The sequence below is a fragment of the Daejeonella sp. AP26 genome, assembly GCF_056680515.1.
Genome location: NZ_CM155286.1, coordinates 1,625,987 through 1,648,031, shown reverse-complemented (window position 1 = coordinate 1,648,031; position 22,045 = coordinate 1,625,987). Strand labels below are relative to the sequence as shown.

The window sequence follows — 22,045 nt, the reverse complement described above, 5'->3', positions numbered from 1 at the left end:
CTGAAATCTATTGTTAAATAATGTATAAACTACCTATTATGAATACTTTTTACACTTTACCCGCGAAGGTGTTTTCAAAAAAAATAGTTATGCACCTGTGCTGGCTGGTGATCTTTGTTAACCTGTTAAATGGTACTGCCAGCGCTCAAACCACCGTTAATTTTACTTCCAGTGCGCTGACAGGTGAAACTTTAGCCAATCCTACATCCCTGCAGTTTGGACCAGATAACAGGCTTTATGTTTCCCAGCAAAATGGAACCATCTTAGCTTATACAATCAAAAAAAATAGTGCGAACAGTTATTCTGTTTTAACTACAGAAACGATTCTGAGTATTAAAAATATTCCAAATCACGATGATAATGGAACTGCTAACACAACGATTACAACCAGACAGATTACCGGGATCCTGGTAACTGGAACAAGCGCTAATCCGGTTCTTTATGTTTCGTCCAGTGATCCAAGGATTGGCGGAGGAGGAACAGCCGGAGATAAAAATCTAGATACCAATTCCGGGATCATCTCTAAACTGACCTGGAACGGTTCGTCATGGGTAAAGGTGGATCTGGTTAAAGGGTTGCCCCGCTCAGAAGAAAACCATTCAAATAATGGAATGGCCCTGGATGCAGCAACCAATACGCTATATGTTGCCCAGGGTGGCCACACCAATGCTGGTTCGCCATCCAATAATTTCGCTTTTATAACGGAATATGCGCTTTCGGCAGCAATTTTAAAGATTAATTTAAGTCAAATTCAAACCCAATTTGCGGGAAGCTATACTTTGCCTACCCTTGATGATCCGACCCGGGCGAATTCAGGACCTAATGGCTCGGATGTAAACGACCCCTGGGGTGGCAATGACGGGGTAAATCAAGCCAAACTGGTTGCCGGCGGGCCTGTTCAGATTCATTCAGCGGGATACCGGAATGCGTACGACCTGGTGATCACTAAGACATCGGGAAAAACCGGAAGGATGTACACCATTGATAACGGTGCTAATTCTGGCTGGGGTGGCTACCCGGATAAAGAAGGAACCGCAAGTGTAACCAATAAATATGTTGTGGGTGAACCCGGTTCGACTACGGCGGGAGTGAATGATGCGAAAGTTAATAACCTGGATAATCTGCACTTAGTATCAGCTCCGGGTATGACGCCAATTTACGGAGGTCACCCAAACCCTATACGTGCTAACCCGGCTGGTGCCGGAATTTATACTTTCAATAACACGACGGGGGTGGGGACGTTTTCTCTTACTCCAACTACGGATTGGCCACCAGTGCCCGTTTCCATGGCCAACCCAGTTGAATCGGATTACCGAAATCCAGGTGTGAATGACGGTGCCCTATACACCTGGGGCTCTTCTACCAATGGTATCGCCGAGTATACGTCCCTTGCCTTTAATGGTGCTTTAGCCGGAGATCTGCTGGCTGCTTCATTTGACGGGAATATTTACCGTATCAAGCTAAATTCTGCCGGCACAGCGGTATCCAACGTGTCCATTCTGGCGGGTGGTTTTGGCAGTCAGCCGCTGGATGTGACTGCACAAGGCGATAATGCTATTTTTCCAGGCACCATCTGGGCTACCACTTATGGGGCAAATAGTATCACCATCTTTGAACCCAAAGCTTCGACCAGCTGTACCGGCGATGTTAGTAGTTTTGTCTTAGATGATGATGGTGACGGCTACAGTAATGGCGATGAAACAGCCAACGGCACGGATCCCTGCTCTGCCGCCAGCAAGCCTGAAGACTTTGATGGAGACCTTGTATCGAACCTGCGGGATGCGGATGATGATAACGACGGGCTGAATGATATGACGGATAAGTTTGCGTTGGATAACCTGAACGGCACTTCTACCAATATGCCGATCGATTATCCTTTCTTAAATGGTAATCCCGGCTTTGGCTTATTTGGTATGGGATTTACGGGATTAATGACCAACAATACCACCGACTATCAGAACAATTTTGATCTAAGTAAACCAAACCTGGTGATGGGCGGTGCCGTCGGCATTGCTACAGCTCCCGCAGAGCCCGGTGATCCAACAACGAACAATCAAAAGTATGCTTTTCAGTTTGGTGTAAATGTTAGGCAAACCACCCCTCCATTTACCATTCAGGGCAAACTCCTGGGATCTTCCTTTTTTGACGGGGCGAGTGGGAGCCAGCTGGGAACCCAGTCTCAGGGGGTTTATTTTGGTACGGGCGACCAGGACAATTACATGAAACTGGTCCTTCACGCAAACAATGCAAATCCCGGTTTTCAGATTCTGATTGAAAATGGTGGCGTGGTTACGTATTCCAATATCTTTCCGGTAAGTAACATTCTTTCGGCAAGTGCCATCGATGTTTTCTTTGAGATTAACCCGGCAAACGGGGCTGTGCAATGTAAATATCAAACCAACTCCGCTGCATCGCCCGTATTAATTGGTCCTGCTTTTACAATGACCGGCAATATGTTGACCGTTTTGCAGAATACCAATGCGGTTGCCGTGGGGCTAATTGCCTCTGCTGGGAATAAAAGTGCATTCACTGCTTCCTGGGACTATTTGAAAATCATTAGTTCCGTTCCCCAATCCCTAACGGAGATAATCCGGATCAATTCGGGAGGGCCTGCGGTCCTGTTTGGAAGTGAGTCATGGAAAGCCGATCAATATTTTTCGGGAGGCAGCACCTTCAGCAGTGCCATCGCTATCGGTAATACCACCAATGATGCCCTGTATCAGACCGAACGATTTGGGAATATGACCTATAACATTCCGGTACCGCAAACCGGGCAGTACACCGTGGACTTACACTTTGCCGAGCTTTACTTTTCGACTGCCGGTTCGAGGGTATTTAATGTCAATGTAGAGAACGGCCAGTTTGCTTTGCAGAATATCGACCTGTATAAAGACTATGGGGGAAAGGCAGCGGCCGCGGTGATTAAAGCATCCAACGTGCAGGTCAGTGATGGATTTATCACCATTACGTTAACCAACGTGGTTAATAATGCGAAGATCTCCGGGATAGCCGTCTTCCTGCAATCGGGTTCAGCGCCAGCAAATCGCCCGCCTGTGGTTAACAAGCCTGCCGATATCACTTTAACGAGTGGACAGTCCTGGAGTTACCAGGTGATCGCTTCCGACCCGGATGCCGGAGCGGTTTTAACTTATTCGGCCAGCGGTTTACCAGCTTCTCTAAGCATCAATGCCAGTACCGGTTTAATTTCGGGGAGTGTTTCTGCGTCGGTGGGCACTTATACCGTTAACTTAACGGTGAAAGATCAGCAGAATCTATCTGCCTCGACCAGCTTTGTCGTAACCGTTGCGGGTACAGGAAGCTTAACGGAAGTAGTCCGGATCAATGCGGGGGGGCCTGCGGTTCTGTTTGGAAGTGAGTCATGGAAAGCCGATCAGTACTTCTCGGGAGGCAGCACCTTCAGCAGCGCCATCGCTATCAGTAATACCACCAATGATGTTTTGTATCAGACCGAAAGATTTGGGAATATGACTTACAACATCCCGGTACCGCAGGCCGGCCAGTACACGGTGGATCTTCACTTTGCCGAACTCTATTTCTCTACTGCCGGCTCGCGGGTGTTTAACGTCAATGTGGAGAACGGCCAGTTTGCTTTGCAGAACATCGATTTGTACAAGGATTATGGGGGAAAAGCAGCGGCCGCGGTGATTAAAGCATCCAACGTGCAGGTCAGTGATGGATTTATCACCATTACGTTAACCAACGTGGTCAATAATGCAAAGATCTCCGGGATAGCGGTCTTCATGCAATCGGGCTCAGCGCCAGCAAATCGCCCGCCTGTGGTTAACAAGCCTGCCGATATCACTTTAATGAGTGGACAGTCCTGGAGTTACCAGGTCATCGCTTCGGACCCGGATGCCGGAGCGGTTTTAACTTATTCGGCCACCGGTTTACCAGCATCCCTAAGCATTAATACCAGCACCGGCTTAATTTCGGGGAGTATTTCGGCATCGGTCGGTACTTATACCGTTAACTTAACGGTGAAAGATCAGCAGAATTTATCTGCCTCGACCAGCTTTGTCGTAACCGTCGCGGGTACAGGAAGCTTAACGGAAGTAGTCCGGATTAATGCCGGGGGGCCGAACCTCCAGTTTGGGACGGAGTTGTGGAAAGCCGATCAAAACTTTTCGGGAGGCAGCATCTTCACCAGTGCCATCGCCATCGGTAATACCACCAATGATGCCCTGTATCAGACCGAACGATTTGGGAATATGACCTATAACATTCCGGTACCGCAAACTGGGCAGTACACCGTGGACTTACACTTTGTCGAGCTTTACTTTTCGACTGCCGGTTCGAGGGTATTTAATGTCAATGTAGAGAACGGCCAGTTTGCTTTGCAGAATATCGACCTGTACAAAGACTATGGGGGAAAAGCGGCAGCCACGGTAATTAAAGCGTCCAACGTGCAGGTGAGCGATGGATTTTTAACCGTTACGTTAACCAACGTGGTCAATAATGCAAAGATCTCGGGTATAGCGGTCTTTCAGCAATCAGGAGGAACTACCAATCAGGCTCCTGTGGCCAACGCCGGTCCTGATAAAACGATTACTCTACCAACCTCCAGCGTAGCATTATCAGGATCGGGTTCAGACCCGGAAGACGGCACCAATGTCACCTATTCCTGGAGTCAGGTGAGCGGCCCTTCAACGGCTGCCTTCAGTTCCACTACGCAGGCCAGTCCGACGGTTAGCAATTTGATTGCCGGCACGTATGTGTTTGGACTGATCGTGAAGGATTCCAAGCTGCTGAGTAGTCCGCCGGATCAGGTCAGTGTGGTTGTCAATGCGGCCACCGGCGGCAGTCAGCAGCTGGTCAGCTTTACGCTGATGAATGCAAGTAACGAACAGGAGATCCAAACGCTCGCCACCAATGCCACGTTGAATCTGGCTAGCCTGCCCAGTCAGAGCCTGAACATCCGGGCGAATACCAGCCCGTCAACGGTAGGCAGCGTGGTGTTTGCCCTGAGCGGCACCCAGACGCGTAGTCAAACGGAGACCGGTGCTCCCTATGCTTTATTCGGCGATGTAAACGGGAACTATAACGGCTGGACTCCTCCCGTAGGCAGTTATACCTTAAAAGGTACTCCGTATTCGGCCGCGAGTGGCGGTGGAACGGCAGGAACGCCTTTAACAATTACTTTTTCGGTAATTAATCAGGCCAATCGTCCGCCAGTAGTTACTAAGCCGGCGAACATTTCATTAAATATTGGCCAATCGTGGAGTTACCAGGTTCAAGCATCTGATCCGGACCCGGGGAGCATATTAACGTATTCGGCAACCAGCCTGCCCGCTTCGCTATCCATTGATGCTAACACTGGTTTGATCTCCGGTAGTGTGACGGCAGTCCAAGATACTTACACCGTTAATTTGACGGTTAAGGATCAACAGAATTTATCGGCCAGCACTAGTTTTGTGATTACGGTGATGGGAACTACTAATCAGGCCCCTGTGGCCAATGCGGGTATGGATAAGACGATCACACTTCCAGTTTCCAGCGTCGTATTATCCGGTTCGGGTTCAGATCCGGAAGACGGAACTAATGTCACTTATTCCTGGAGTCAGGTCAGCGGCCCTTCTACCGCTGCGTTCAGCTCCAATGCTCAGGCCAGTCCTACAGTAAGTAATTTGATTGCAGGAACGTATGTTTTTGCGCTGATTGTTAAAGATTCGAAGCTGTTAAGCAGCCCTGCTGATCAGGTTAACGTTATTGTCAATCCAGCAACCGGGGGCGGTCAGCAACTCGTGGGCTTTACGCTGATAAATGCCGCTAACGAACAGGATATTCAAGCTCTTTCTTCTAATACAACTTTAAATCTGGCTACCCTGCCCAGTCAAAGTCTGAATATCCGGGCAAATACCAGCCCTGCGACAGTGGGAAGCGTAGTGTTTGCCCTGAGTGGTACCCAGACGCGTAATCAAACAGAGACCGGCGCACCTTATGCTTTATTCGGAGACTCGAATGGGAATTATAATGCCTGGACTCCGGCTGTTGGTAATTATAGTTTGAAGGCCACTCCCTATTCTGGCGCCAGCGGGGGAGGAACAGCGGGAACCCCTTTAACAGTCACTTTTACGGTAATAAATCAGGCCAATCAACCTCCTGTTGTTACCGAACCTGCGAATGCAAATGTTATCACGGGTCAAATTTTCAGTTACCAGGTGGTCGCCAATGATCCGGAAGGGACTGCCCTCAGCTACTCGGCGAATAATTTGCCGGCGAGCTTAAATATCAACTCCAGCACCGGACTGATTTCCGGCACTGTTACCGGAGCAGCAGGTGTTTATACAGTTACTGTTACAGTTAAAGATCAACCCGGCTTAGCGGCTACCACAAGTTTTACAATTACTGTGAGTAATCCAAATCAGCCTCCGGTAGTGACGAGGCCGCAAAATATGAGCGTAATAGCAGGTGAAAGCTTCAGCTATCAGGTGATGGCGAATGACCCGGAAGGTACCGCACTGGAATATAAAGCTACAAATCTACCTGTAGGCTTGACTATCAATGCATTCACTGGTTTAATCAGTGGTATTGTAAATGATCAGGCAGCAGATTACGAAGTCATATTAGAAGTTCAAGATCAACAGGGTTTAACTGCCAGCACCGGCTTTGTAATCACTGTTATGAACGCAAATCAACCGCCCGTCATTAGCCAGCCGGATTCACTTATTGCGACGCAAAATGTTTCGTTCAGTTATCAGGTAGAGGCGAATGATCCTGAGGATGGGAAGACTGGCCTCGTGTATGCGGCAAATGGTTTACCAACAGGCCTAAGTATAAATTCTGAGACGGGTCTGATTTCGGGCTTGGTAACAGATATCGCGGGTGATTATTCAGTCCTTTTGAATGTTCAGGATAAAGAAGGATTATCAGGGATTGGAAAAACTTTCACAATCACTGTTAGCTCTGCAAACGAGGCACCGATTATTACTCAACCGATTGATCAGGTAGCTACGTTAAATAATAGTTTTACTTACCAGGTCGAGGCAAGCGATCCGGAGGATGGTCAACTTGGACTAGTGTACTCCTCAAATGGATTGCCAGCCAGTTTAACGCTTAGTTCTACGAGCGGTTTAATTTCGGGAACTATTACCGCTTCTCCGGGCAATTACACAGTGACGCTGGGAATTAAAGATAAGGAGGGCTTGTCGGGGGTTGAAAAGAGCTTTACCATCAGAATTAGTAATCCTAACCAGCCGCCGGTGATCACTTCCCCGGGAAATCTGATTGTTTCTCGAAATACTTCCTTTAGCTACCAAGTACAAGCCAGTGATCCTGAAGACGGACAAAATGGATTGCAATACACTTCAAGCGATTTGCCGGGTGGCCTCAGCCTCAATCCGGCAACTGGGTTGATCTCAGGAACTGCAACTGCTGAGGTAGGGGATTATGATATAATATTGAATGTAAGCGACAAGGAAGGGTTAGAGGCAGTCAGTGCAAGTTTCGTAATCACCCTAATTGATAACGAGGCTCCAACCATTACAAAGCCAGCCGATGTAACGTTAGCGTTGGGAAACCAATGGTCATACCAGGTCTTGGCTTCTGATGCTGAAAATAACAGCTTGACTTATACTGCTACCAATCTCCCGGCTTCTCTTACAATAAGCAGCGACGGTTTAATTAGCGGAACGGTAACTTCTCCCGGGATATACCCTGTAAGTTTGACGGTGGTAGATGAGCATACTGCCAGTGCTGTTACCAATTTCGTTATTACCGTAGAAGAAACATTATTAATGAGTACCAACTCGCTACCTCTTTATGAGAACACTACCGTTTCAGCCGACAATTCTAATTTTGAAACAAGAGTTTTTCCGAATCCTGCGCACGAAGAATTTTCTGTAACTTTTATTAATAAAAAGCGGAGCAAGTGGGATTTCATTTTGTATAATACCAACGGACATATAATTCGCCTTCCTCAACAATCGTTCGAAAAAGGAATAAATACGGTAAGCTTTGATTTAACTTCATATAACTTAGTTCCGGGAATTTATTATTTAATCTTGACCAATAGCCTAAATGAAAGGAATAGCATCAAATTAATTATTAATTAGAAAGAAGCTTATAGTCGAATAATAATTTTGGGCAAATTGACGAGGTCAATTTGCCCATTTTTTTGTTTATAAAGTCTCGGATCCAGATCCAGAATTAGCTACATTTTAGTCAGCAATTGAAGCCCAATAGACGACGCGTCGTAGTAGACACTTACAGCGATTCTACAATCACCTTTGTTGAAAGTCAGTATAGTTAACCGCTGCTTCATCAGTAATTGCGCCCCTACAAACAATGAAATTTTTTGGTAAACAGGCCTCAATTTAATGCATACGATTGTTCGACTACAGAAAGTTAAAAATCAAAAACTTTATGAATAATCGCTCGTTATTCTTTACTTTAAGTAATTATTTATTAACTTAATTTTCAGCCTATATCTTCTATTTTTAATCTTATTAGTAACTTTAAATGAAAAATTACGCTCTCCACGTAAGATTTTACTCGAGCATTTTGATTGCTCTGGTGTTTCTTATGGGTTCTAATTCTACGCTTTCAATAGCCCAAACTACAATTAATTTTGGATCAAGTGCGCTTGTAGGTGAAAATTTAACTAATCCTACTTCGTTGCAATTCGGCCCTGATAACAGGTTATACGTTTCGCAACAGAATGGAACCATCTTCGCATATACAATTCAAAAGAATGCTACAAATAGTTATTCCGTAACTAGCACCGAAACCATTAATTTGATTCGAAATATTCCAAATCATGATGATGATGGATCTCCTAATACTGCTATCAACACCAGGCAAGTAACCGGACTATTGGTAGTGGGCACGGCTGCCAATCCAATTATCTATGTTTGTTCAAGTGATCCCAGGATAGGTGGAGGCGGCACTGCCGGAGATAAAAATCTTGACACTAACTCGGGGATCCTTTCAAAATTAACGTGGAATGGTACTTCCTGGGTAAAAACCGATATCGTTAAGGGTTTGCCGCGCTCGGAAGAGAATCATTCTTCGAACGGTCTGACATTAGAGTTAGCGACTAATACGTTATATATCGCGTCTGGCGGACATACAAACGCGGGTTCACCTTCTAATAATTTTGCTTTTATTACAGAGTATGCACTATCTGCGGCAATTTTGAAAATTGACTTGAATACGATTGAGACACAGTTTGGAGGAAGCTATACTTTACCGACACTTGATGATCCGACCAGAGCCAATAGCGGAGCAAACAATTCAGATATAAACGATCCCTGGGGTGGAAATGACGGTGTTAACCAGGCTAAACTAGTTTTCAACGGACCCGTTCAAATCCATTCTGCCGGGTATAGAAACGCCTATGATCTGCTTATCACCAAAACTCCGGGGAGGGAGGGGCGGATGTATACCATAGACAACGGTGCTAACGGAGGTTGGGGAGGCTATCCCGATAAGGAGGGAACGTCTGGTGTGACTAATAATTATGTTCCCGGTGAACCGGGTTCTACTGCAGCGGGCATAAGTGATGCAAAGGTAAATAACCGCGATAATTTGCATCTGGTTTCTGCGCCGGGACTGGCGCCTATTTATGGTGGTCACCCTAATCCTATAAGAGCTAATCCTGCCGGAGCAGGACTGTATGCTTTTAATAACACTACTGGGTTAGGGATGTTTTCCCTTAATCCAACTGTAGACTGGCCTCCGGTGCCAGTTACCATGGCCGACCCGGTTGAAGCAGATTATAGAAATCCGGGAGTAAATGACGGAGCCTTATATACCTGGGGATCTTCTACCAATGGTATAGCTGAGTATACTTCGGCGGCTAATTTCAATGGTGAATTAAGAGGCGATTTACTTGCTGCGTCTTTTGATGGAAACATTTACCGTATTAAATTGAATTCGACAGGTACATCTGTAGTTTCGGTTTCAGTATTAGCAGGAGGCTTTGGAAGTCAACCACTTGATGTGATAGCTCAGGGTGATAATGATATTTTTCCAGGTACGGTATGGGCTGTAACCTATGGAGCGAGTAGTATCACAGTTTTTGAGCCGGTTGTTCCAACCGAAGTTTGGAGCAATGTGGTGTATAATTCGTCCGGCACTATTCCACCCGTACGACATGAAAATGGTTTTGCTGAGGTTAATGGGAAATTTTATCTTATTGGTGGTCGCGTTGAAAAGAACGTGAATATCTTTGACCCTGTAACTAAGGTCTGGTCTTTAGGAGCTGCATCGCCCATAGAATTACACCATTTTCAGGCAGTAGTTTACAATGATGAAATCTATGCAATTGGCGCAATGACCGGTTCATATCCCAATGAAGTACCTGTACAAAATATTTATAAATATAGTCCTCAAACCAATACCTGGTCTATTGGAGCGTCGATCCCCGCAGACCGAAGGCGAGGGTCATCAGGCGTAGTACTACATAACAACAAATTTTACATTGTGTGCGGAATTCAAAACGGACATCGTGACGGCTGGGTTTCCTGGGTTGATGAATACGATCCTCAAACCGGTGTCTGGAGAATTTTACCGGATGCGCCGATAGCCAGAGATCATTTTATGGCCTCTCTTAGCAACGGTAAAATATATGTTGCCGCAGGTCGCCAAACTCATTATCCGGATTTTGCAGCGAATACAATTTCCGAGGTAAATGTGTTTGATATCGAAAGTAATACATGGTCGACTCCAACTCAGATACCTACTCAACGGGGTGCTCCAGGCGTCGCTTTCGTGAATGGCGAACTTGTAGTGGCAGGTGGTGAAATTGCAACCTCCAGTTCGGCGCTATCTGTGGTTGAAGCTTACAACCCGCTGAATAATAGTTGGCTGACAAAACCGAGCCTTAATATCGGCAGGCATGCTACTCAAATGATCTATTACCAGGGAAAGTTATTCTTATGTGCTGGTGCCAATCAACAAGGTGGAAACGGGCAGACTAATTCGATGTCGACTGCCGTTTACGTTGCCAATTGTACAGGCGATGTAAACAATTTTCTAATGGATGATGATCATGATGGTTTTAGTAATGGTGATGAAACGGCGAATGGTACAGATCCTTGCTCTTCGGCTAGTAAACCCGATGATTTTGATTTAGATGAAATTTCCAATCTTATTGACCCTGACGATGATAATGACGGACTTGATGATAACGTTGATAAGTTTTCGTTGGATAAATTTAATGGTACTTCAACCAGTATGCCTATAGATTATCCTTTCCTAAATGGAAATCCCGGTTTTGGCTTATTTGGTTTAGGTTTTACGGGATTGATGAGTAATAATACCACCGATTATAAGGAAAACTATGATATTGAGAAACCAAATTTAGTAATGGGCGGAGCTGTCGGAATTGCTACCGCTCCTGCAGACTCGGGTGATGCCTTGACCAATGATCAAAAATACGCTTTTCAATTTGGCATAAATGTGAATCAGAATACCTTGCCATTTACTATTCAAGGTAAGATTCTCGGCTCTTCATTTTTTGATGGTGCATCTGGAAGCCAACTGGGGAGTCAATCCCAAGGAATGTACTTTGGCACCGGAGATCAGGATAATTATCTTAAGTTAGTTTTGCATGCTAACAATGGGAATCCGGGAATTCAAATCCTTATCGAAAATGGCGGAGAGATCAGTTACCAGAATATATTCCCCGTTGCTAATATTCTATCTGCCAGTGCAATTGATCTTTTCATAGATATCAATCCCGCTACAGGCTTAGTTCAGTGTAAGTATAAAACAAACTCAAGTACAGTGCCTGTTAGCGTTGGCCCGGTGCTTACCATGACTGGCAATGTGCTGAGAGTATTGCAAGATAATAACGCTTTAGCAGTTGGATTAATAGCTACTAGCGGTGATAAAAGTCCATACACCGCTTCCTGGGATTATATAAAAGTTATTAATTCAACTCTTCAAACTTTGACAGAAGTAATAAGAATAAACACTGGGGGATCGAACGTCCAGTATGGCGATCAATTTTGGAAAGCAGATCAATATTTTAACGGAGGCAAAATTTTTAGCAGTAACACAGAAATTAGTAAAACCGAAAATGATGTACTTTATCAGACCGAAAGATTTGGGAATATGACCTATAATATTCCTGTTCCGCAAAGTGGAAAGTACACGGTTGACTTGCATTTCGCAGAATTATATTTTACAAGTTCAGGCCGAAGGATTTTTAATATAAATGTTGAAAATGGCCAGTACCTCGCGCAGAATATTGACCTTTTTAAAGATTATGGGGGTAGATTTGCTGCTTCAGTTACACGTGCGGAAAATGTACAGGTTAACGATGGCCTGTTAACGATAGTGTTAGCGAATGTTGTCGATAATGCTAAGATCTCTGGAATTTCTGTTTTTTTCCAGTCAGATGCGCCAAACCGTCCCCCAACAGTTTCTAAGCCTGAAGATATCACCTTAACTTCTGGAGAGCGTTGGGCTTATCAAATTAGTGCATCAGATCCGGATGCTGGAGCGACGTTAACGTATAGCGCAACAAATCTCCCGTCTTCCTTAATGATTGATCCAAATACAGGTATCATCTCAGGAATTGTTTCTGCGGGAGCCGGACCTTACACAATAAATGTGACGGTCAAAGATCAGTTTAATTTATCAGCCACTACAAATTTTGTTATTACCGTACCTAGTTCAAACTCAGCAAATTTGACAGAAGTAGTAAGAATTAATGCGGGTGGTCCTAACCTTCAATTAGGAACCGAGCTGTGGAAAGCGGATCAAAATTTCAACGGTGGAAAAGTTTACAAAAACACTGTGTCAATAAGCAACACAACAAATGATGTGCTTTACCAGACAGAACGGTTTGGAAATATGACTTATTCAATTCCGGTACCTCAGCAAGGTAAATATACAGTAGAGCTACATTTTGCAGAGTTATACTTTCAAAACTCCGGTTCTAGAATATTCACTGCTGATATTGAAAATGGGCAGTTTCGGATGCAGGATGCTGACTTAAACCGGGATTACGGAGGACCTTTCAAAGCGATCGTCATTAGAGCCCAAGATATTCAGGTGGTGGATGGAATTTTAAACTTTTCCTTTACCAATGTGGTTGACAATGCTAAAATTTCTGGAATAGCTGTGTTTCTTCAATCAAGTACCACTATTGAGAATTCCGCACCAGTAGTTGTAAAACCCCCAAATATAACCGTTTCAAATGGTCAGTCTTTTAACTATCAAGTTATCGCATCCGACAATGATTTAGGGTCAGTTTTGACATATTCAGCTAGTAATTTACCCTCTTCCTTAACAATTAATCCTACCACTGGGTTAATCTCAGGTACTTTAACTTCTGTCGGAACTTCTACTATTATGTTATCGGTCAGCGATCAACAGGGGTTATCAAGCAGCACCAATTTCCAAATTATTGTAAATAGCCCAAACCAGCAGCCAGTGATTACCAAGCCTTCCGATATGACCTTAACTTCTGGTCAGGCTTTTAACTATCAGGTTCTTGCATCGGATCCGGACTCAGCGTTCGTTTTGACATACTCCGCTACTAATTTACCTCCTTCTTTAAGTATTAATGCCACCTCGGGCTTGATATCAGGAAGTCTCACAGCCCCTGCAGGAACTTTTACAGTTTTGTTATCGGTCAGTGATCAACAGGGATTGTCAAGCAGCACTGATTTCAAGATTACCATAACTGATTCTAATCTGCCACCAGTGATTACCAAACCTGACAACTTTAGTCGGAAAGTTGGCCAAACTTTTAATTATCAGGTGATCGCATCAGACCCTGACCTGGATAGTGTTTTAACATATTCGGCTTCAAATCTTCCTGCATCTTTGGTAATTAATGCAAGTACAGGATTAATATCAGGTACGGTTACCGGGAGTCCTAACACTTATTCTGTATCCTTAAGTGTATCAGATCAAGAGGGTCTGGCCGCTTCTACAAGTTTTTTACTTACAGTTAAAGGAGCTAATAATCCGCCCAAGATTTCTCAACCCGCAAATTTAGTAGTAAAAGTAAATCAGGTTGTAAACTACCAAATCAATGCTTCCGACCCAGATTCAGCAGATGTACTAACTTATTCAGCATTAAATTTGCCTGCCTCGTTGGTAATCAACTCTAGCACAGGTTTGATTTCCGGAAATGTGTTCGACGTAACCGGTACCCACACTGTAAATTTAACAGTTACAGATCAGGACAATGGTACTGCGTCAACTAACTTCACAATTAATGTTGAACCTGCTACCACTGTGTCTTTAGCAGAAGTTATTCGTATTAACACCGGTGGACCTGGTGTTCAGTTTGGAAATGAGCAATGGAAAGCTGATCAGTATTTCACCGGAGGAACTGTTTTTAGTGCGTTGAATCCAATCAGTAATACGGTTAACGATGCTCTTTATCAAACGGAAAGATTTGGCAATTTTAGTTACAATATTCCTGTTCCTAATAGTGGAAAGTATACCGTTGAATTGCATTTTGCTGAATTATATTTTTCAGCATCCGGAAGAAGGATATTCAATGTAAGCATAGAAGGTGGTCAATTTGCCTTACAGAATATAGACCTGTATAAAGATTATGGAGGGCGATATGCGGCATCTGTTATTAAAGCTGAAAATTTACAGGTAAGCGATGGAGTGCTTAATATCTCTCTGTCTAAGATTATCGATAATGCCAAAATCTCAGGGATTGCGGTATATTTTCAATCAGATGGGACTAATAACCAGGTCCCCACTGCTAACGCAGGCCTAGATAAAACTATAACGCTTCCCACTTCGAGTGTCATTTTAAATGGCTGGGGCTCAGATCCCGAAGATGGTGCGAATGTAACTTATGAATGGAGCCAGATTAGCGGTCCTTCTACTGCTGTTTTAAACGGCTCACTTCAAGAACCGACAGTAAGCAACTTATCAGCTGGCACATATATTTTCAATCTGATCGTCAAAGATCAGGAACTTTTAAGCAGTGCTTCTGATCGGGTAACAGTAATAGTTAATCCATCATCTAATGGTCAGCAAGTTTTGAGCTTTTCGCTGATAAATGCTAACACCGATCAAGAGATTCAAACGATTGAAAGTAATACAACTTTAAATTTGGCCACACTTCAAAGTAGAAATCTTAATATTCGGGCAAATACCAGTCCTTCGATTGTTGGCAGAGTCGTTTTCGCACTCACTGGAACACAAACGCGTAATCAGTCTGAAACTGGAGCTCCATACGCTTTATTTGGCGATTCCAACGGTAACTATAATTCATGGACTCCCACTGTTGGGTCATATACATTGAAGGCCACACCCTACTCAACTTCCACAGGTGGTATAGCAGGAACACCCTTAACGATTAACTTTAATGTTATCAATCAAATCAACCAGGCTCCGGTGATTACCAGTGGGGTCGACCGCACGGCTATCCGAGGTGAGTCGTTTAGTTTCCAGGTCCTGGCCATTGATCCCGAAGACGGAACCAGCGGCTTGGTGTATTCTGCTAGTGGTTTACCAGAAGGACTAATGATCAACACATCCACCGGACTGATTTCAGGTACCGTGACTGACGTAGCCAGCAATTATCAGGTGACGTTAAATGTCAAAGACAAGGATGGTTTGTCAGCTGTTGCAGTCGGCTTTAAGATCACAGTAAGCAACGCCAATCAGGCTCCGGTAATTACCAGTGCGGGTGACCGCACAGCTACCCGGAGCGAGTCGTTCAGTTATCAGGTGGGGGCCAGTGATCCGGAAGATGGGACCAGCGGGCTGGTTTATTCGGCCAGCGGTCTACCTGAAGGCCTAACAATCAATACAACTACCGGACTGGTTTCAGGTACCGTGACTGCCTTAGCAGGCGAGTATGAGGTGACGTTAAATGTCAAAGACAAGGATGGTTTGTCAGCTGTTGCGGTCGGCTTTAAGATCACGGTGAGCAATGCCAACCAGGCTCCGGTAATTACCAGTGCGGGTGACCGCACGGCTATCGGGAACGAGGCTTTCAATTACCAGGTGGAGGCCAGCGATCCGGAAGATGGGACCAGCGGCTTGGTATATTCTGCTAATGGTTTACCAGAAGGCCTGGTGATCAACGCATCCACCGGCCTGATTTCAGGTACCGTAACTGCCGTAGCCGGCGAGTATCAGGTGACGTTAGGGGTCCAAGACAAGAATGGTTTGGCAGCTGTCGCTGTCGGCTTTAAGATCACGGTGGACAACGCCAACCAGGCTCCCGTGATTACCAGTGTAGGCGACAGGACGGCTATCCGGACCGAGTCTTTCAGTTACCAGGTCGAGGCAAGTGATCCGGAAGACGGTAAAAGCGGGCTGGTGTATTCGGCCAGTGGTTTACCGGAAGGGCTGATAATCAGCAACGCGACCGGCCTGATTTCAGGTACAGTGATCGCTGTACCCGGCGATTATGAGGTGACATTAAGTGTCGAAGACAAGGATGGTTTGGCAGCTGTGATTGTGAGCTTTCAAATTACGGTGAGAAACGCTAACCAGGCTCCTGTGATTACCAGTGTGGGTGACCTTACGGCTATCCAGAGCGAGTCCTTCAGTTACCAGGTTGAGGCCAGTGATCCGGAAGACGGAAGCAGCGGCCTGGTATATTCGGCTAATGGTTTACCGGAAGGCCTGGTGATCAACACAGCAACCGGACTGATTTCGGGTACAGTGACTGCCATCGCCGGCGACTATGAGGTGACTCTAAATGTCAAGGATGAGGATGGTTTAGCCGCTGTCGCTGTCAGCTTTAAGATAACGGTGAGCAACGCCAACCAGGCTCCGGTGATTACCAGTGGGGGTGACCTTAGAGCAACGCGTAACGAGTCGTTCAGTTACCAGGTTGAGGCCGGTGATCCGGAAGACGGAAGCAGCGGGCTGGCGTATTCGGCTAATGGTTTGCCGGAAGGCCTGGTGATCAACACAGCGACCGGACTGATTTCGGGTACAGTGACTGCCCAAGCCGGCGAGTATGAGGTGACGTTAAATGTCGAAGACAAGGATGGTTTGGCAGCTGCCGCTATCGGCTTTAAGATCACGGTGAGCAACGCCAACCAGGCTCCGGTAATTACCAGTGTGGGTGACCGCACGGCTACCCGGAGCGAGTCGTTCAGTTATCAGGTGGAGGCCAGTGATCCCGAAGACGGGACTAGCGGGCTGGTTTATTCAGCCAGCGGTCTACCTGAAGGCCTAACAATCAACACAACTACCGGACTGATTTCAGGTACCGTGACTGCCTTAGCGGGCGAGTATGAGGTGACGTTAAATGTCGAAGACAAGAATGGTTTGGCAGCTGCCGCTATCGGCTTTAAGATCACGGTGAGCAACGCCAACCAAGCTCCGGTAATTACCCAGCCGGTGGTTCAGGCTATTATTCAATACTCAGACTTCAACTATCAAGTGATTGCCAATGATCCAGAGGACGGAACGACAGGCTTACTTTATTTAGCGACTGATCTGCCAGAAGGTTTGACGATCAGTAGTAGTAGGGGACTAATTTCTGGGACTGTAACCGCTTTGCCTGGTGAATATAGCGCTACGTTAACAGTAACAGATCAACATGGCCTATCTGGAATTGAGAGGCAGTTAAACATTACGGTGAGTAGTAGCAACAGGATCCCAGAGATTACCGCGATTAACAATCTGGTAGTCGTTGCAAACGAACCGTTTAATTATCAAACGTTAGCTAATGATCCTGATCAGGATGCTATTTTAACGTTTAGCGCTACAGGCCTGCCCGAAGGATTAAATATCAATAATGCAGGTACCATTTCAGGAACAGCAACTAATTCTAGCGGCGATTACCCGATTACAGTAACCGTAGCAGACAACCATAATGCAAAAGATCAGATGAGTTTTAATATGATGGTTAATAACAGGCCTATACTGAGCACGCCAGCCCCTGTAAATTTAGCACCGGGTGATTTTTGGGAATATTATTTAGCGGTATCGGACGCTGATATAAATCCCGTCTATGCTTTTTTGGCAAACGGAATGCCTGAAGGCCTTGCAATTGATGTGGAATCAGGGAGGATATCGGGTTTTGTGACTGACGAGGCGGGTAGGTACACAGTGTCGATAATTGTTACAGATGAAACCAATTTGGCCGACAGTATCAGCTTCGAAATCTATGTTGCAGAAACATCTCCACAGGCTCTCTCTACTGAATCCATGCCCTTAAATTTGTCATTAAACATACGTAAGCGCAATATTGAAGACGAAATATTAACGATTCATCCAAACCCAGCTCAAAAGTATTTCTCGATAACATTTAGTGTGAAAGATCGAAGTGAATGGAGTTTCAAAATGTTCAACACGCTAGGTCGTGCAATTGAATTTCCAAAAGTGAACCTTGAGAAGGGCGTAAGTACAGTCAGCTTCGATTTAAATTCCCATCATCTGATACCGGGTGTTTACTATATGATTATCACTAACGATCAAAATGAGAAGAAAACGGCTAAAATAATAATCAATTAACGATCAGATCTTTAAAGTGAAATCTATATTATTGGCATAATGCTTGTTTAGCGATGTTCGGTTAAAATAACCGTACAACAAATATGATAAGATCTACAAAACTGATTGCATCCGCAGTAGCTGCGTTCGCAATATTTATAGGAGTCAATACAGCAAGTGCACAAACCTCGGAGCCGCAAACAGATTCTCAAGCCTGGAGATTAGGTGCAGGAGTGAGTGCAGGTTTACCAACTAATGATAATTATAACATTGCGTTAGGTGGTGATCTTCGTTTGCAAAAGGATTTTTTCAGCAATATTTCCGGAACTCTATCCGCGGGATACACTAATTTCTCAGTTAAGGATGAATCAAAGGCTGCTTTGGGATATGAAAGTTTAGGTTTTATACCTGTTAAAGCTGGAATCAAGATTTTCCCGGTTGCACGTTTCTACATCTCTGGAGAAGTTGGTGCGGCATTTGGTACAGATGAAGGACAAGGAACGGCTTTAGTATATGCTCCGGGTATTGGTATAGGTACCAACACTGGTATCGACTTGGGATTACGTTATGAAGGCTTCGCACAAGATGGCAGTAACTTGGGGCAGGTAGCTCTGAGAGTTGCTTACGGCTTTAAATTAAGTAAATAATCTCCAAAAGATTTTTGAAGTCCCGCCGTTTCGGCGGGACTTTTTTGTTTTAGAATAATCATATAGTGCGATAGCAGAATCTACATCTTGTGCTAATCAGAATACACACTGCTTACGCTACGCTCCTCATATCTTCGACTTCCCACATCCTCTCATAAAGTCTCTTTCGAACATAGTCATCACATCTAAACGACCTTTATCATAGAAATGGATAAGAAAACATTTTGCATTCTAATTATAACATTATTATTGCAAAGGATTCCTGAATAATTCATGCTAAAGACATGGATTTAATTAATTTTGTTTCATAAGAAAAATAATATGTCAGAAACTGCAACCATAAAACTAGGTGATAGCACATTTGAACTTCCTGTTATTACGGGAACTGAAAATGAGAAAGCGTTAGATATTTCTAAACTCCGGGAATTAACAGGTTATATAACTCTGGATTCAGGTTATAAAAACACCGGAGCAACCAAGAGCGCGATTACTTATTTAGATGGCGAAAAAGGTATTTTAAAATATCGGGGATACTCAATTGAAGAACTTGCAGAGAAATCGTCATTTCTGGAGGTTACCTATCTTTTGATCTATGGAGATCTTCCAACGCAGAAACAGTTAGTCGATTTTCAATCTGAGATCTCAAGACATACATTGATCCATGAAGACATGAAGAAATTCTTTGATGGTTTTCCGTCAAAGTCTCATCCTATGGGTCAGCTATCGTCATTAGTTGTTTCTCTGTCATCGTTTTATCCGGAGTCGTTGAATCCTGAACAGACTGCTGAAGAGCAAAATCTGACTATGATTAAGCTACTTGCTAAAATGGCGACTGTGGTGTCATGGATCTACAAGAAATCAATGGGCCATCCTATTATTTACCCTCAGAATAAATATGATTATGTAACCAATTTTTTGAACATGACTTTTGGTCAGCGGACAGAAGAAATAGAAATTGATCCGGTAGTAGTAAGTGCAATGAACACATTGCTGATTCTACACGCTGATCATGAACAAAATTGCTCTACTTCAACTGTGCGGATGGTTGGTTCTTCAGATTGTAATCTATACGCTTCAATAGCTGCAGGTATCTCAGCCCTTTGGGGACCCCTGCACGGCGGTGCTAATCAGGCCGTCATCGAAATGCTTGAAAAAATCAAGGAAGACGGGGGAGATACTGACAAATGGATAAACAAAGCAAAGGACAAGAATGATAACTTCAGATTAATGGGATTCGGTCACCGGGTTTACAAGAACTTTGATCCGAGAGCAAAAATTATAAAGAAGGCATGTGATGAGGTATTGGAGAAATTAGGAATAGATGATCCTATCCTGGATATCGCCAAAAAATTAGAAGCTGCTGCTTTAAATGATCCATACTTTGTAGAACGCAAATTATACCCCAATGTTGATTTCTACTCCGGAATTATTTACCGTGCACTTGGCTTTCCAACTGATATGTTCACGGTTCTGTTTGCACTAGGACGTTTACCTGGATGGATTGCGCAATGGAAAGAAATGCGTGAAAATAAGGAGCCTATCGGGCGGCCTCGGCAGATTTACACTGGTGAAGTGAACCGACAATTTCAGGATATATCGGAAAGATAGAACTACTTATAACAGAAATCCCGATCTATCAGGTCGGGATTTCTGTTATAAAATAAATGCCTTATTACATTAAGATTCCTGCAATAGTTGCTGATAAATAAGAAGCAAGAGTACCGCAGATCAAAGCCTTTACGCCCAACTTTGCAAGGTCAGTTCTCCGTTCTGGCGCCAATTCCCCGATTCCCCCAACCTGAATCGCAATTGAGCTGAAGTTAGCAAATCCACAAAGGGCAAAGCTAGTAATAAGCAATGTTTTTGGGTCCAAAGTTTCCTTAATTTTGGCTAAATCCAAGTAGGCAACAAATTCATTAATCACCATTTTGGTGCCCATAAGTGAACCAGCAACCTGTATGTCTTTTCCGGGTACGCCCATGGCGTAAGCAAACACAGAAAAGATAGTACCCAATATCTGGTTCAGGCTCAATGTTTTCAATTCTATTCCGATAAATGCCAGAGACATTCCTAAGCTATCTAATCCTAAACCAATTTTGCCCAACACATAATCAACAAGAGCTATAATTGCTATGAAACCAATCAGCATGGCAATCACATTTAACCCTACTTTCAAACCTTCACTTGCTCCATGTGAAATGGCATCCACCAAATTTGCGTTTGTTTTTTTAATATCAAGAGATACCTTTCCCTTAGTTTCAGAGATCTCTGTTTCGGGCCACACAATCTTTGAAATAACAAGAGCGCCTGGCGCCGCCATTAAACTGGCAGCTATCAAGTACTCAGCCGGAACACCTAAGGCAATATAAACAGCCATAACACCTCCGGCAATACAAGCCATACTACCCGCCATAGATGCTAGCAGTTCTGACATTGTCATTCCTTTTAAATAGGGTTTGATCATAATTTGGGCCTCTACCTGTCCAACAAACGCACTCGCAACATTGGAAAGCGCTTCTGAACCCGAAACCTTCATCAATTTGTATACTATGAAAGCGAAGAATTTAACAATCAGCTGCATAATTCCAAGGTAATATGCAACGCTTACCAGCACGGCCACAAAAATGATTGTAGGGATGATGTTGAAAAAGAAAATGAAGTCATGGCCGACTCCAAACGCCTTAGTCATGTATTCTACGTTCACAAGAGGGCCGAATACAAAGGCTGCGCCAGCCTGCGAAAAATTCAATATCTTAGTAACGCCAGCTCCCAGATATGAAAAAATCGTTTTACCTAGTGGTATTTTTAAAATAAAGACGGCTAGAAATAGCTGAACCGCCAGTCCAGATAATACAACCCGGTAATTAATGGCTTTTCGGTTATTAGATAAAAGAAAGGCGATAGCAAAAATGAGAATAATGCCAATAAGGCCGGTAAATCTCTCCATAAAAGAATTTAAACTGGATTAAGCTGGAAATTTATAAATAGGA

The 22,045-nt window shown here is 44.3% G+C and carries 5 protein-coding genes; 4 read left to right on the top strand and 1 reads right to left on the bottom strand.

What is annotated here, in order from left to right:
• The first annotated feature begins 38 nt into the window (after positions 1-38).
• The 4 genes from AC1MCB_RS07075 (at position 39) to AC1MCB_RS07060 (ending at position 20,663) form a co-directional block, all read left to right on the top strand.
• On the top strand, positions 39-8,072 hold the full coding sequence (locus AC1MCB_RS07075; RefSeq protein ID WP_479968040.1) for a putative Ig domain-containing protein: 8,034 nt from the start codon (positions 39-41) through the stop codon (positions 8,070-8,072).
• A gap of 406 nt (positions 8,073-8,478) precedes the next feature.
• A complete protein-coding gene (locus tag AC1MCB_RS07070) occupies positions 8,479-18,429 on the top strand; it encodes a putative Ig domain-containing protein (RefSeq protein ID WP_479968039.1) in 9,951 nt (3,316 codons plus the stop codon).
• Between the two features lie 83 nt (positions 18,430-18,512).
• Positions 18,513-19,055: a hypothetical protein gene (locus AC1MCB_RS07065; RefSeq protein WP_479968038.1), complete on the top strand. Its 543-nt coding sequence runs from the start codon at positions 18,513-18,515 to the stop codon at positions 19,053-19,055.
• A 321-nt stretch (positions 19,056-19,376) separates the two neighbouring features.
• Positions 19,377-20,663 carry a citrate synthase gene (locus tag AC1MCB_RS07060; protein ID WP_479968037.1) on the top strand — a complete coding sequence of 429 codons (1,287 nt, stop codon included), beginning with the start codon at positions 19,377-19,379 and terminating at the stop codon, positions 20,661-20,663.
• 64 nt (positions 20,664-20,727) lie between these two features.
• Here the strand turns inward: AC1MCB_RS07060 and AC1MCB_RS07055 are convergent, their stop codons facing one another.
• Positions 20,728-22,002, bottom strand: coding sequence for a NupC/NupG family nucleoside CNT transporter (locus AC1MCB_RS07055; protein WP_479968036.1), 1,275 nt, complete (start codon positions 22,000-22,002; stop codon positions 20,728-20,730).
• Positions 22,003-22,045: the final 43 nt, after the last annotated feature.